Annotated in this window: 14 protein-coding genes and 1 tRNA gene; 3 read left to right on the forward strand and 12 right to left on the reverse strand. The window is 72.4% G+C overall.

The annotated features are described in order from the left end of the window. Positions 1-129: 129 nt before the first annotated feature. From ACFVIU_RS24320 to ACFVIU_RS24335, 4 genes are all read right to left on the reverse strand, one after another. On the reverse strand, positions 130-378 hold the full coding sequence (locus ACFVIU_RS24320) for a hypothetical protein (RefSeq protein WP_385844994.1): 249 nt from the start codon (positions 376-378) through the stop codon (positions 130-132). 95 nt (positions 379-473) lie between these two features. Further along, complete coding sequence (locus ACFVIU_RS24325; protein WP_385844996.1) at positions 474-1,358, reverse strand: SDR family oxidoreductase; 885 nt, start codon at positions 1,356-1,358, stop codon at positions 474-476. Further along, positions 1,355-2,332, reverse strand: coding sequence for an alpha/beta fold hydrolase (locus tag ACFVIU_RS24330; protein ID WP_385844997.1), 978 nt, complete (start codon positions 2,330-2,332; stop codon positions 1,355-1,357). Before ACFVIU_RS24330 ends, ACFVIU_RS24325 begins: the two co-directional genes overlap by 4 nt. Continuing rightward, a complete protein-coding gene (locus ACFVIU_RS24335; RefSeq protein ID WP_385844999.1) occupies positions 2,329-3,885 on the reverse strand; it encodes a flavin-containing monooxygenase in 1,557 nt (518 codons plus the stop codon). The genes ACFVIU_RS24330 and ACFVIU_RS24335 overlap by 4 nt, the downstream gene beginning before the upstream one ends. Positions 3,886-4,068: 183 nt before the next feature. On the opposite strand from ACFVIU_RS24335, the gene ACFVIU_RS24340 reads away from it, so the two are divergent. Beyond that, positions 4,069-4,695 (forward strand): MerR family transcriptional regulator, encoded by a 627-nt coding sequence (locus tag ACFVIU_RS24340; protein ID WP_385845059.1) that lies wholly within the window; start codon positions 4,069-4,071, stop codon positions 4,693-4,695. A gap of 10 nt (positions 4,696-4,705) precedes the next feature. Here ACFVIU_RS24340 and ACFVIU_RS24345 read toward each other — a convergent pair whose 3' ends face one another. After that, positions 4,706-5,509, reverse strand: coding sequence for an exodeoxyribonuclease III (locus tag ACFVIU_RS24345; RefSeq protein WP_385845001.1), 804 nt, complete (start codon positions 5,507-5,509; stop codon positions 4,706-4,708). 78 nt (positions 5,510-5,587) lie between these two features. Here ACFVIU_RS24345 and ACFVIU_RS24350 point away from each other — a divergent pair, with 78 nt between their 5' ends. Continuing rightward, complete coding sequence (locus ACFVIU_RS24350) at positions 5,588-6,064, forward strand: GNAT family N-acetyltransferase (RefSeq protein ID WP_385845002.1); 477 nt, start codon at positions 5,588-5,590, stop codon at positions 6,062-6,064. A gap of 111 nt (positions 6,065-6,175) precedes the next feature. Here the strand turns inward: ACFVIU_RS24350 and ACFVIU_RS24355 are convergent. The 7 genes from ACFVIU_RS24355 to galU all read right to left on the reverse strand — a co-directional run bounded on the left by ACFVIU_RS24355 (position 6,176) and on the right by galU (position 11,762). Continuing rightward, positions 6,176-6,249: transfer RNA gene (locus ACFVIU_RS24355), tRNA-Ala, on the reverse strand. 91 nt (positions 6,250-6,340) lie between these two features. Further along, positions 6,341-7,561 (reverse strand): gephyrin-like molybdotransferase receptor GlpR, encoded by a 1,221-nt coding sequence (glpR, locus tag ACFVIU_RS24360; protein ID WP_385845004.1) that lies wholly within the window; start codon positions 7,559-7,561, stop codon positions 6,341-6,343. A gap of 179 nt (positions 7,562-7,740) precedes the next feature. Next, entirely contained in the window at positions 7,741-8,406 is a 666-nt protein-coding gene (locus ACFVIU_RS24365) for a GNAT family N-acetyltransferase (protein ID WP_385845005.1), read from the reverse strand. Positions 8,407-8,426: 20 nt separating this feature from the next. Continuing rightward, on the reverse strand, positions 8,427-8,927 hold the full coding sequence (locus ACFVIU_RS24370) for a molybdenum cofactor biosynthesis protein B (protein ID WP_385845007.1): 501 nt from the start codon (positions 8,925-8,927) through the stop codon (positions 8,427-8,429). Next, complete coding sequence (gene moaC / locus ACFVIU_RS24375; RefSeq protein WP_385845008.1) at positions 8,924-9,403, reverse strand: cyclic pyranopterin monophosphate synthase MoaC; 480 nt, start codon at positions 9,401-9,403, stop codon at positions 8,924-8,926. The genes ACFVIU_RS24370 and moaC overlap by 4 nt, the downstream gene beginning before the upstream one ends. Before the next feature lie 128 nt (positions 9,404-9,531). Continuing rightward, positions 9,532-10,854: a gephyrin-like molybdotransferase Glp gene (gene glp / locus ACFVIU_RS24380; RefSeq protein WP_385845009.1), complete on the reverse strand. Its 1,323-nt coding sequence runs from the start codon at positions 10,852-10,854 to the stop codon at positions 9,532-9,534. Further along, positions 10,851-11,762, reverse strand: coding sequence for a UTP--glucose-1-phosphate uridylyltransferase GalU (gene galU, locus ACFVIU_RS24385; protein ID WP_385845010.1), 912 nt, complete (start codon positions 11,760-11,762; stop codon positions 10,851-10,853). The genes glp and galU overlap by 4 nt, the downstream gene beginning before the upstream one ends. 94 nt (positions 11,763-11,856) lie before the next feature. On the opposite strand from galU, the gene ACFVIU_RS24390 reads away from it, so the two are divergent. After that, complete coding sequence (locus ACFVIU_RS24390; protein ID WP_385845011.1) at positions 11,857-12,477, forward strand: 5-formyltetrahydrofolate cyclo-ligase; 621 nt, start codon at positions 11,857-11,859, stop codon at positions 12,475-12,477. The last annotated feature ends 123 nt before the right edge of the window (positions 12,478-12,600 follow it).

Genomic DNA, 12,600 nt, shown 5'->3' on the forward strand with positions numbered 1-12,600 from the left:
TTCCCCCCTTCATACCCCGACACCCCCCACCGGGCCCGCCCGACTCGGCCGCCTCGCAAGTTGGGGACTGGGTGCGGGCGCCCCCCTTAATGGCGGGCGCCCGATGACCGGCCGGGGCCGAGCACGGTGCTACATGTCGTAGTCGTGGTCGAGCCGGTCCTGCATCTCCCGCTCCGTGTCGTCGATGTCGCCCATGTTCTGGCGACCCCGCTCGGACGGCGGCTGCTGACCGCGCTGCGGCTGGCCGTGCTGCGGCTGCTGACCGCGCTGCGGCTGCCGGCCCTGCTGGCCGGCGCGCTCACGCTCCTGGCCCAGCTTGTCCTTGGCCTTGTCCTGCCACTGGCCGGCCTTGTCGCGGAACTGGTCCTTCGTACCCATGTGGGTTCACTCCCGTGGTGGGTGAGGGTTCTGGGGTCGGCCCCTCGGTGGGGCCTCGACCAGCGTCACACGGGCCCTCACGGTACGCATGTGGATCAGTTACGGTGCGTAGTGCTCGCCTCTTCGTCCGCCTCCCCACCTGCGCCGATGAGTCCCAGACGCATCCCCTGCAACCGGGGCGCGAACCGCTTCATCTCGCGCTGGCCGACCGACCCGATGAGCGCCGGCAGATATCCGCGCACGCCCTGCATGCCGCGCAGCCACCACTGCGCGTACACATGCGCCGAGCGCCGCTCGATCCCCTCGACCAGCCGGTCCACCGCGGGGCCGAGCGGATACGTCTTGTTCGACGGCCAGGGCAGCCGCTGCCGCAACTCCCGCATCGTGTCGTCCCGGTCGGCGCCGCGCACCATGTCGGTGTCGGTCCAGGAGAGATAGCCGACGCCCACCCGCACGCCCAGGTAGCCGACCTCGGCGCGCAGACTGTGCGCGTACGCCTCGACGCCCGACTTGGAGGCGCAGTACGCCGACATCATCGGCGCCGGGGTGAGCGCGGCGAGCGAGGCGATCTGGAGCAGATAGCCACGGCTCTCGACCAGCACCGGAAGGAACGCGCGCCCGGTCACCGCCGAACCGATCAGGTTCACCTCGATCACCCGCCGCCACGCCTGCGGGTCGGAGTCGATGAACGGACCGCCCGTCGCCACCCCGGCGTTGGCCACCACGATGTCGACCTTCCCGAACCGCGCCTTCACCTCCTGCGCGACCCGGCTCATCGTCTCGTGGTCGGTGACGTCGGCGTACCAGTACGCGCTCTCGCTGTGCAGCCGCCCCGACACCTCCTTGAGCGCCTCCTCCTCCAGCCCGACCAGCGCGACCTTCACCCCGCGCGCGGACAGCTTGCGCGCCAGCAGCTCGCCGACGCCGCGCGCCGCCCCGGTGACGACCGCGACCTGTCCTTCGAGGCCGACCCTGCTCATGCGCCCTCCTTGATCTGCTGCACGGGGGTGGGGTGCGGCTCGGGGCCGTTCCCCGCGACGTACGGGCCGTTCCCCGTGACGTATGTGGTGACGAGTTCCCGGATCCGGCCGGTCACCAGCTCGGGCGCCTCGATCGGGGTCATATGGCCGACGCCGGTCAGCTCGGTGAGGCCGACGCAGTGCGGCAGCGCGGCGACCAGCGCGTGGGCGTGTGCGGGGGGCGTGAGCCGGTCGGACGCGCCGTGCACGATCGCGGTGGGCACGCGCAGTTCCCGTACCCCGTGCTCCAGATCGAGCGCCGCGAGCACGCCGCCCCAGACCTGGCGCACGGCGCGCGGGCAGGCGTGCACGATCCGCGCGCACGCCTCCACCATGTGCGGGGCGGAACCGGCGCCCATGGTGGCGTACTTGAGGATGCTCTTGGCGACCGGCGTGACCGGGCCGAGGGGGGCGCTCGAGCCGAGGATGCGTCCGGTGATCCAGGTGCGCACCCGCCCGGCGCGCATCGGCAGCACGCGCGCCTCGGCGACCAGCCGGGAACTGCCCGTGCTGCACAGCAGGACGGCGGCGGCGTGTTCCCGGAAGCGGGGGCGCCCGGAGGCGGCCATGACGGTCATCCCGCCCATGGAGTGGCCGACGATCAGGGCCCGTTCCCCGCGGGTGAGCGTCTCGGTGAGCACCGCTTCGAGGTCGTCCGCCAGCGCGTCGGTGGTGCAGTCGGGGCTCGCGGGGCTGCGCCCGTGCCCTCTCTGGTCGTACGCGATCACCCGGTGGTCGGCCGCCAGTTCCCGTATCTGCGCGGCCCAGAAGGCGGTCGAGCAGGTCCAGCCGTGGGAGAGGACGACGGGGGGCGCGTCCTCGGGACCGTGCACCTCGACATGCAGCCGCGCGCCGTCGGCGGAGGTGACGGTGAGGACCCGGGAGGGTACGGGCGGGACGTACGGGCCGGAGGCGACCGGGGTCGGCCGGATCATGCGGCGCCCTCCCCCTGCTGAGCGCTGCCGGCGTGCGCGGGAGCGGGTTCCTGGGTCGCGCGCGCTGGTCGCCGCGGCTCAGCGGGCCTCCGGACGACCTCGTACTCCGCCAGGTCCACCCGCCGGGTCGCCCGGCGGAACTCCGTCGTCGTACCGGGCCAGATGGTGGTGTTGCGGCCGCTCGCGTCGAGGTACCAGCTGGTGCAGCCGCCGGTGTTCCAGACGGTCCGCTTCATCCGCTCCTGCACCCGGTGGTTCCAGGCCTCGACGGCGGCGGGCCGGGCGTCGAGGGCGGTGCGGCCGCCGAGGACGTCGAGCTGGCGCAGATAGTCCGCCATGTAGTTCAGCTGGGACTCGATCATGAGGATCATGGAGGAATTCCCCAGGCCGGTGTTGGGGCCGATGATCGTCATCCAGTTCGGGAAGCCGGCCACGGCGGCGCCGCGCAGTGCCTGCATGCCGTTCTTCCAAAACTCGGCGAGCGTGACGCCCTCCGTCCCGACCACGCGCTCGGCGATCGGCATGTCCGTGACGTGGAAGCCCGTACCGAAGATGATCGCGTCGACCTCGGCCTCCGTACCGTCCGCGGCGACGACCGTCGAGCCGCGGATCTCGCTCAGCCCGCTCGCGACGACGTCCACATTGGGCCGGGCCAGCGCCGGGTAGTAGGTGCTGGACAGCAGGATCCGCTTGCAGCCGATGCGGTAGTCGGGGGTGAGCTTGGCGCGCAGGGCCGGGTCCTTGATGGCGCGGGCCATGTTGCGCTTGGCCAGCTGCTCCACCAGGCCGAGTTCGTCGGGGTGCTTGGTGAACGCCTGCACCTGGAGCTCCCGGATGCCCCAGAGCAGCCCGCGGCGCAGCTGGGTGGTGAAGGGCACGGCGCGGTGCAGTCGGCGTTCGGCGCCGCTGATGGCGCGGTCGGCCCGGGGCATCACCCAGGCCGGGGTGCGCTGGAAGAGGGTGAGCCGGCCGACCTTCGGCTGGATGGCGGGGACGATCTGGATGGCGGACGCGCCGGTGCCGACCATGGCGACGCGCTTGCCGCGCAGGTCGTAGTCGTGGTCCCAGCGCGCGGAGTGGAAGATCTTGCCCGGGAAGGACTCGAGGCCCGGGATCTCGGGGATCTTCGGGTCGGACAGCGGTCCGGTGGCGGAGACGACGACATCGGCGGTCAGGGAGCCGCGGGTGGTCTCGATGTTCCACCGCAGTTGCTCGTTGTCCCAGCTCATCAGTTTGACCTCGGAGTCGAGGCGGAGGTGCGGGCGCAGTCCGAACAGGTCGGTGACGTGCTCCAGGTAGGCGCGGATGTGCCGCTGGCCGGAGAAGGTGCGCGGCCAGTCCGGGTTGGGCGCGAAGGAGAAGGAGTACAGATGCGAGGGCACGTCACAGGCGCACCCGGGGTAACTGTTGTCCCGCCAGGTGCCGCCGACGCTGTCCGCCCGCTCCAGGACGACGAAGTCGGTGATTCCCTCGCGGCGCAGCCGCACGGCGGCCCCGAGTCCGCCGAACCCGGACCCGATCACCGCCACCCGCACATGCTCTTGCTCGGCCATCCCGAAGCCTCCAGGCCCCATCGAGGAACTCTGCCAGTGAACACTGGCGCAATGGGACTGTAGAGCAGCTCCGTACCGAGCGGTAGGGGGCGCGGAAGGAAAGTTACCGGCGGTACGCCATAGGCTGCGGGCGTGGCAGAGGACGCAGAACACCCGAGCGCCGGCACCCCGCGCGAGTACCGCATGGAGGAGCTGGCCCGCCTGGCCGGCATCACGGTGCGCACGCTCCGCTTCTACCGCGAGCGCAAACTGCTTCCGCCGCCCCGCCGCGAGGGCCGTATCGCCTGGTACGACGACCATCACCTGGCCCGTCTGCGCACCATCGCGGCCCTGCTGGAGCGCGGCCACACCCTGAACGGCATCGCGGAGCTGGCCGAAGCCTTCGAGCACGGCCGGGACGTCGCCGACCTGCTGGGCGTCGGCGCCCCCACCGAGGAGGAGCCGGTGCGGCTCACCCCGGAGGAACTCGCCGCCCGCTTCGAGGGCGAGGTCACCCCGGAGAACCTCGCCGCCGCCCTGGACCTGGGCTACCTCGGCACCGACGGAGACGAGATCGTCCACATCAGCCGCCGGCTGCTGGACGTCTCGTCCGCACTGGTCCGCGAGGGCATTCCGCTCGGCGAGGTGCTCGCGGCGGGCGCGCGCGTGCGGGAACACGTCGACGCCCTGGCCGAACTCTTCGCCGACCTGGTCCTTCGCCACGCCCCGGAAGAGGACCTGAACCGGCTGCGCCCGCTGGCCCGCAGCGTCGTGGAGGCGGAACTCTCCCTGGCCCTGGACCGCCGCATATCCAAGGAGAAGACCGGCTGACCAGGCGCCGCTACAGGTCGTAGACGACGGTCACCGGGGCATGGTCGGACCACCGTTCGGCGTGTGTGGCCGCGCGCTCCACGAACCCCTTGACCGCCCTGCCGGCGAGCCCGGGCGTCGCGACCTGGTAGTCGATGCGCCAGCCCGAGTCGTTGTCGAAGGCCCGCCCGCGGTACGACCACCAGCTGTACGGCCCCTCGACATCCGGGTGCAGGGCGCGCACGACGTCGGCGTAGCCGCCGTCCGCCGCGTCGAACACCCGGTCGAGCCAGGCGCGCTCCTCGGGCAGGAAACCCGCGTTCTTGGTGTTGGCGCGCCAGTTCTTGAGGTCGGCCTCACGGTGGGCGATGTTCCAGTCGCCGCAGACGACGACCTCGCGCCCGTCGGCGGCGGCCCGGACCCGCAGCTCCTTGAGGTGGGCGAGGAACTCCCCCATGAAACGGATCTTCTCGTCCTGCCGCTCGGTGCCCACCTCGCCCGAGGGCAGATAGAGGGAGGCGACCGTGACGCCGGGCAGATCGGCCTCGACATAGCGGCCGCTGCCGTCGAACTCGGCGGAACCGAAGCCGACCCGGATCCGGTCGGGTTCCCGCCGTGTGTAGAGCGAGACGCCGGCGCGCCCCTTGGCCGCGGCCGGGGCGTGCGCGACGTGCCAGCCCTCGGGCTGCCGGACCTGCTCGGGCAGCTGGTGCGGCTCGGCGCGTACCTCCTGGAGGCAGACGACGTCCGCGGAGGTCTGGGCGAGCCACTCCACGAAGCCCTTCTTCGCGGCGGCCCGCAGCCCGTTCACGTTCACCGAGGTCACAGTCAGCACCAGGGCACGATACCGGCACACTGGTCGGAGCCCGGAAAACCCCGGGACCCGCCTTCGCATAGAAGTACGATGCCCAGCATGAATATACGCCGCGTCCGCTTCGACCACCCCGACGCCGTCAAGCTCAACGACGAGGTCCAGGCCGAGTACCACCTCCGCTACGGCGACGGCGGCGACGCCACGGCCCTCGACGCCCTGGAGTTCGACCCGCCCCGGGGTGTGTACCTGATCGCGTACGACGAGTACGACCGCCCCGTGGCCACCGGCGGCTGGCGCAGCCAGGACCGCAACGAGGAGGGCAACGAGGACGGCGACGCCGAGCTGAAGCGCATGTACGTGATCGCGGAGATGCGCGGCCGCGGCCTGGCCCGCCGCATGCTCACGGCGCTGGAGGAGGACGCGCGCGCCGCCGGCCGCGTCCGCATGGTCCTGGAGACGGGCACCAAGCAGCCGGAGGCCATCGCCCTGTACACCTCCAGCGGCTACGCCCCGTGCGCCAAGTTCGGCTACTACCGCCACCACGAGGAGAGCCGCTGCTTCGCCAAGCGGCTCTGAGAAGGGGCGAGTTCCGGCGCCGAGCGGGGCCGGAAACGACGAAGATCCCGGCGATCATGATGATCGCCGGGATCTCGTTACCGACTTGAGTCGCCTCAAGAAGGTGATGCGTGGACCTGAGGGGATTTGAACCCCTGGCCCCCTCGATGCGAACGAGGTGCGCTACCGGACTGCGCCACAGGCCCTTGCAACGAGTGAAACTCTAGCATCCCGATCGCGGTGCTTGGAAATCCGCTCCCCGACTGGTCAGGACGGGGGTCACCGGCGGGCCACCGATCACTCGTTGGCCGCGCGCGGGCGGTCGCCGTCCTCGTACTGGTCGAAGAGCGGCGTACGTCCGCGATCCCGCGCCCGGCGCGCGGAGGCCGCGCCGGAGCTGCCCCCGCGCGAGCGCTTCCGGGCGGGGGGAAGCGCGCCGCTCCGGCCGTCCGCCGGCTTGTCCTCGGAGCCGAGCGCCGACTCGTCCGCCTCGGTCCCCGGCGCGTGCCCCGCCTCCTGCTCCGGCGCGACCGAGCTGGACCGCGCCGAACTCCAGGTGTCGGGCGCCCCGAGGTCCACGTCCGAGGTGGCGCGCGGTGCGACCGGCGCGGTCACATACGTCGGCAGCGGCACCGGCACCGGGTCCCAGCTGTCCCCGTGGCCCGGCCGGCGCTGCCGCTCGCGCTGCTGGTCGACCCATTCGGCGTGGTCGGTCTGCTCCACGAGGGCGCGCCGGTCGGCGGCGAGCGTGGAGAGACCGGTGTCCGTGCCGCTCTCGGGGGCGCCCTCCGGTTCGTCGGCGCCGGGGCCGTCGTCGAGGACCGCGCGGCGGCGCGGCTGACGCTCGCGCAGGCGCTGGGCGGCGACCTCGGCCCGCCGGCGGTCCATCTGGTAGGCGAAGCGGCGACGCTCCTGGGCCCGCAGATAGGCGATGTACGCGCTGAGCATCACGGCGGGCGCGGCGGGCGCCCAGAGGAAGGCCAGCCCGCCGACGGCGGCGACGATCGCGCCGAGGGTGAAGGCGAGGAAGAGCAATACGGTGGTGCGCCTGCGGCGCGCGAGTACCTTCGAGCGCCGGGCGCGTGCCGCGGCCGCCTGTGCCGAGGGCGAACGCCGCTCGGCCGGCCCGCGGTTCTGCGCGGGCGCGGTGGCGGACTGGGGCGCCGGGGCGGTGATCCGGTCGTCCGCCGGTTCCGCGCTCGACGGCGCCTCCGGCTCGCCCTCCGGGCGCACCTGACGGCGGGTCGGAGGCATGGCGAAGGCCCGGACGTCCACCGAGTCGGTGACGGCGTCCGGATCGCCGGTGTCCGGCTCCCCCTCCTGGGCGGAGCGCGCCCGCAGGTCCCTGGCGTATCGGCGCTCCATGCCCGCCCTTCCGGACAGCAGCCGGATGGCGGTGCTGAAGCGTTCCGTCGGACGGGCTTCGTTCAGCTCGTCCTGCCTACGGAGCCACATCGGCACCAAGTAGGCGGCCCAGGCCCCGACGATGACTGCGTAGATGAGGCCGCTGCTGCTCACGTCTCACACCGTAGAGGGGTTTGCGTGAGGCCATCTGCCAATTGAGCCGGTGTGTCGCACGATCCGGCTGATATTTCCAGCTTTTTTTGCGACCGATGCGATCAGCGGGCGGCCACAGGGGTGAATTCGATACGCCGGCCCGGTCAACCGCCGATCAATTTCGAACACATATTCAATTTCTAGGGCTGGGTGCGATTCCCGGGGGCGTTCCCCGTGGCGTTCCCGGAGGCGTTGCCCGAGGCGTTGCCCGAGGCGTTCCGGGAGCGTTCCCGCCGCCAGCGGGCCAGCAGCCCCTCGGGCACCTCTTCCGCGGTGAGCGCGAAGACGAGATGGTCCCGCCAGGCCCCGTCGATGTGCAGATACCGGGGCCGCAGCCCCTCCGAGCGGAATCCGAGTTTCTCCACGACCCGCCGGCTGGGCCGGTTCTCGGGGCGAATGCAGACCTCGATGCGGTGCAGTCCCACGGCGCGGAAGCAGTGGTCCACCGCGAGCGCGACGGCCGTCGGCATCACCCCGCGCCCGGCCACCGCCTCGTCCACCCAGTAGCCGACGTGCCCGGAGCACATCGACCCCCAGGTGATCCCGGCGACCGTCAGCTGTCCGACCAGCTGCCCCTGGTACTCGATCACGAACGGCAGCATCCGTCCCGCGTTGGCCTCGGAGCGCAGATGCCGCACCATCTGCCGGTAGGTCGGCCGGTGGGTGACCGGTCCGCTCGGTGTGGGCGGCGGAATGGTCGCCTCCCAGGGGCGCAGCCAGTCCCGGTTGCGCCGGTTCACCTCGCGCCAGGCCCGCTGGTCGCGCAGCTTTATCGGGCGGAGGACGACATCGCCGTCCGCCAGCACGACGGGCCAGGAAGGGCTGTTCAGCTCGCACCCCCGCTGCTGGGTCTGGGGTGGTCACCGCCGCGGATCTGGTCGACGGCGTGCACCAGCAGGGGCTCCAGGACGGCGAGGCCGTCCTTCACACCGCCGGTGGACCCCGGCAGGTTCACGATCAGGGTCCCGCCCGCCACCCCGGCCAGTCCGCGCGACAGCGCCGAGGTCGGGACCTTCTCCCGGCCGAACGCCCGGATGGCCTCCGCGATCCCCGGCACCTCGCGGTCGATCACCGCGCGGGTCGCCTCGGGGGTGCGGTCGGTGGGCGAGATGCCGGTGCCGCCGGTGGTCAGGATGGCGTCGTAACCGGCCTCCACGCCCGCCCGCAGGGCCGCCTCCACGGGATCCCCGTCGGGGACGACCTGGGGGCCGTCGACGTCGAACCCGAAGCGCTTCAGGCCGTCGGCGATCAGCGGGCCGCCCCTGTCCTCGTAGACGCCCGCGGCGGCCCGGTTGGAAGCGGTGATCACCAGCGCGCGGTAGCTCATGCCCGGCTCCAGTCGCCCGACTTTCCGCCCGTCTTCTCCTCCACCCGTACGTCCGTGATGACCGCCCCCTTGTCGACCGCCTTGACCATGTCGATCACGGTGAGCGCGGCGACCGTCACGGCGGTGAGGGCCTCCATCTCGACGCCCGTGCGGTCCGTCGTCTTCACGGTGGCCCGGATCTCCACGGCGTCGTCCGCGACCGACAGGTCCAGTGTCACACCGGACACCGACAACGGGTGGCACAGCGGGATGAGATCCGGGGTCCGCTTGGCGCCCATGATGCCGGCGATGCGCGCGGTGGCGAGGGCGTCACCCTTGGGCACCCCCTCGCCGCGCAGCAGCTCCACCACCCGGGGCGAGACCAGGACCCGGCCGCTGGCACGGGCGGTGCGCGCGGTCACGTCCTTGCCGGATACGTCGACCATGCGGGCCGCGCCCGCGTCGTCGATGTGCGTCAGTCGGTCCTGCGTACTCATGCTGTGTGGCGCTCCCGGTCCGGGCCCGTCGCAGTGCGGTGCACGGGCCTGTTGTGCGCGACACGGTACCGCCATGTCGGCGGGCGCAGCGGATCAGGACCGTCCGGCGGACGGCACCCGCGCGTGCGTCAGCCGAGCAGGACGACCTCCACCTCGGTTCCGGGCTCGACGGCCTCCACGTCCTCCGGCACGACGATCAGGGCGTCGGCCTGCGCCAGAGCCGCGATCAGGTGGGAGCCGGCACCGCCGACCGGCGTCACCTCGCCGTCCGTGTACGCGCCGCGCAGGAACTGCCGGCGGCCCTTGGGCGAACGCAGCGGCTTGTCCGCGGTGAGCGTGGCCCGCGCGCGGGGCCGGTGCAGGTCCTCCAGGCCCATCAGGGCGCGGATGGCGGGGCGGACGAACAGCTCGAAGGAGACGTACGACGACACCGGGTTGCCGGGCAGCGCCAGCAGGGGCGTGTGGTCGGGGCCGATGGAGCCGAACCCCTGGGGCTTGCCGGGCTGCATGGCGAGCTTGCGGAACTCCACGCCGCTGCCCGGCTCGTCCTCGTCGCCGACGTGCGACAGCGCCTCCTTGACGACGTCGTACGCCCCGACGCTGACCCCGCCGGTGGTCACCAGCAGATCGGCGCGGATGAGCTGGTCCTCGATGGTGGAGCGCAGGGTCTCGGCGTCGTCGGCGACGGCACCGACCCGGTAGGCGATGGCGCCGGCGTCCCGCGCGGCGGCGGTGAGGGCGAAGCTGTTGGAGTCGTAGATCTGGCCGCCTGCGAGCCCCTCGCCGGGCTGGACCAGTTCGCTGCCGGTGGACAGCACGACCACGCGCGGGCGCGGGCGCACCCGGACCGTGCCGCGGCCGATCGCGGCGAGCAGGGCGATCTGCGGCGGCCCGAGGACCGTCCCGGCCGCCAGGGCGCGGTCGCCCGCCCGCACATCGCTGCCCTTGGCGCGCACATGCGCGCGTGCCTCGGCGGGGCGGTGCACGCGTACGTGCCCCTCGGCGCCCTCGGGCGCGAGGCTGCGCGCCCGCATGCCGCTCACCGGCCCCTCGCCGAGCCCGCCGTCGGTCCACTCGACGGGTACGACGGCCTCGGCGCCGGGCGGCAGCGGGGCGCCGGTCATGATCCGGGCGGCCTGCCCGGGGCCGACCCGGACCGGCTCGGCCGCACCGGCCGCGACGTCCCCGACGACCTCCAGGACGGCGGGGAACTCCTCGCCGGCACCCGCGACGTCCGCGACCCGCACCGCGTACCCGTCCATGGAGCTGTTGTCGAACGGTGGCAGGGACACCGGCACCGTGATGTCCTCGACCAGGACGCACCCCTGGGCGTCGAGCAGTTGCAGCTCGATGGGTTCCAGGGGGCGGACGGTCGAGAGGATGTCCTCCAGGTGCTCGTCCACCGACCACAGGTCGTCCGGGCCTGCGGGGCGGGTCGCGGCGCTGCTCAAGACTGCTGCATCTCCTCGGCTACGTAACTGCGGAGCCAGGTCCGGAAGTCCGGGCCCAGGTCTTCACGTTCGCACGCGAGTCTGACAATGGCACGCAGATAGTCGCCGCGGTCGCCGGTGTCGTAGCGGCGGCCCTTGAAGACGACGCCGTGCACCGGGCCGCCGAGCTTCTCGTCCTGGGCGAGCCGTTCGAGGGCGTCGGTGAGCTGGATCTCGCCGCCGCGGCCGGGCTCGGTGGTGCGCAGGATGCCGAAGACGCTCGGGTCGAGGACATAGCGGCCGATGACCGCGTAGTGCGACGGCGCGTCCGCCGGGTCCGGCTTCTCCACCAGACCGGTCACCCGCACCACATCGCCCTCGGCGGTGGCCTCCACGGCCGCGCAGCCGTAGAGGTGGATCTGCTCGGGCGCGACCTCCATGAGCGCGATCACGCTGCCGCCGTGCTGCTGCTGGATGTCGATCATGCGCTGGAGGAGCGGGTCGCGCGGATCGATCAGGTCGTCGCCGAGGAGCACCGCGAAGGGCTCGTCACCGACGTGCGGGGCCGCGCACAGCACGGCGTGACCCAGACCCCGCGGATCGCCCTGGCGCACATAGTGCATGGTCGCCAGATCGCTGGACTCCCGCACCTTGGCGAGCCGTTCCGCGTCGCCCTTCTTCTCGAGCGCCGACTCCAGCTCGTAGTTGCGGTCGAAGTGGTCCTCCAGCGGGCGCTTGTTGCGCCCGGTGACCATCAGGACGTCGTCGAGCCCCGCCGACACGGCCTCCTCGACCACGTACTGGATCGCCGGCTTGTCGACGACCGGCAGCATCTCCTTGGGAGTCGCCTTGGTGGCCGGCAGGAACCGGGTGCCGAGGCCCGCCGCGGGAATGACAGCCTTGCTGATCCTGGGGTGCGACTGAGTCATGCCCGCAACCATATCCGGTGCCTTTGTGGGGAAACTGTGGCTCCGGTTGGTTGACCCTTTATGGCTGCATTGAGGAAGGGTGCGAGAACGACCGGTGGAACACGACGGAAGCACGGACGAGCCTGACAAGCGAAGGTTGCGTCGGGAGATCCTCGCGGTGAGACGCGGGTTGACGCAGGACGACGTCCGCGAGACGGGCCGCGCGCTGGCGGAACGCGCCCTGGACCTGCCGGAGCTGGCGCGGGCGCGCACGGTGGCGGCGTACGTCTCCGTGGGCAGCGAGCCCGCCACGTTCGCGCTGCTGGACGCGCTGCGGGCGCGGGGCGTGCGCGTGCTGCTCCCCGCGCTGCTGCCCGACAACGACCTGGACTGGGGCGAGTACGCCGGACCGGACTCCCTCGCGCGAGTCCAACATGGCGGGAAAATGGCCCTCTTCGAGCCCTCCGGCGCACGGCTCGGCCCGGACGCCGTGACGAGCGCCGATGTCGTCCTGCTCCCCGGACTGGCGGTGGACGCGCAGGGCATGCGGCTGGGGCGGGGCGGCGGGTCGTACGACCGCGTGCTGGCGCGCCTGGCGAACGCGGGCGCGCGCCCCAGTCTCGTGGTGTTGCTGTACGACGCGGAGGTCGTCGCCCACGTCCCGGCGGAGGGGCACGACCGGCCGGTGCACGCGGTGGTGACGCCCTCCGGTGTGCGCCGCTTCCCGGGCGGCTGAGGCAGCGGGACGAAACGGGCCCCCCCCCCAGGGCGGGGGGTGGAGTGGGGGGGTGGTCGCGAGAGAGGTTTGACCGTGGGTTTAGCTAGGGGGTCGGGTTTCGATGTTTACACACACTGCCCC

It is taken from the genome of Streptomyces sp. NPDC127190, from assembly GCF_042672505.1.
Classification (GTDB): Bacteria; Actinomycetota; Actinomycetes; order Streptomycetales; family Streptomycetaceae; genus Streptomyces.

Coding starts and splice junctions, on each gene's coding strand:
- ACFVIU_RS24320 (WP_385844994.1), bottom strand. CDS start 378: ATGGGTACGAAGGACCAGTTCCGCGACAAGGCCGGCCAGTGGCAGGAC.
- ACFVIU_RS24325 (WP_385844996.1), bottom strand. CDS start 1,358: ATGAGCAGGGTCGGCCTCGAAGGACAGGTCGCGGTCGTCACCGGGGCG.
- ACFVIU_RS24330 (WP_385844997.1), bottom strand. CDS start 2,332: ATGATCCGGCCGACCCCGGTCGCCTCCGGCCCGTACGTCCCGCCCGTA.
- ACFVIU_RS24335 (WP_385844999.1), bottom strand. CDS start 3,885: ATGGCCGAGCAAGAGCATGTGCGGGTGGCGGTGATCGGGTCCGGGTTC.
- ACFVIU_RS24340 (WP_385845059.1), top strand. CDS start 4,069: ATGGAGGAGCTGGCCCGCCTGGCCGGCATCACGGTGCGCACGCTCCGC.
- ACFVIU_RS24350 (WP_385845002.1), top strand. CDS start 5,588: ATGAATATACGCCGCGTCCGCTTCGACCACCCCGACGCCGTCAAGCTC.
- ACFVIU_RS24370 (WP_385845007.1), bottom strand. CDS start 8,927: ATGAGCTACCGCGCGCTGGTGATCACCGCTTCCAACCGGGCCGCCGCG.
- moaC (WP_385845008.1), bottom strand. CDS start 9,403: ATGAGTACGCAGGACCGACTGACGCACATCGACGACGCGGGCGCGGCC.
- galU (WP_385845010.1), bottom strand. CDS start 11,762: ATGACTCAGTCGCACCCCAGGATCAGCAAGGCTGTCATTCCCGCGGCG.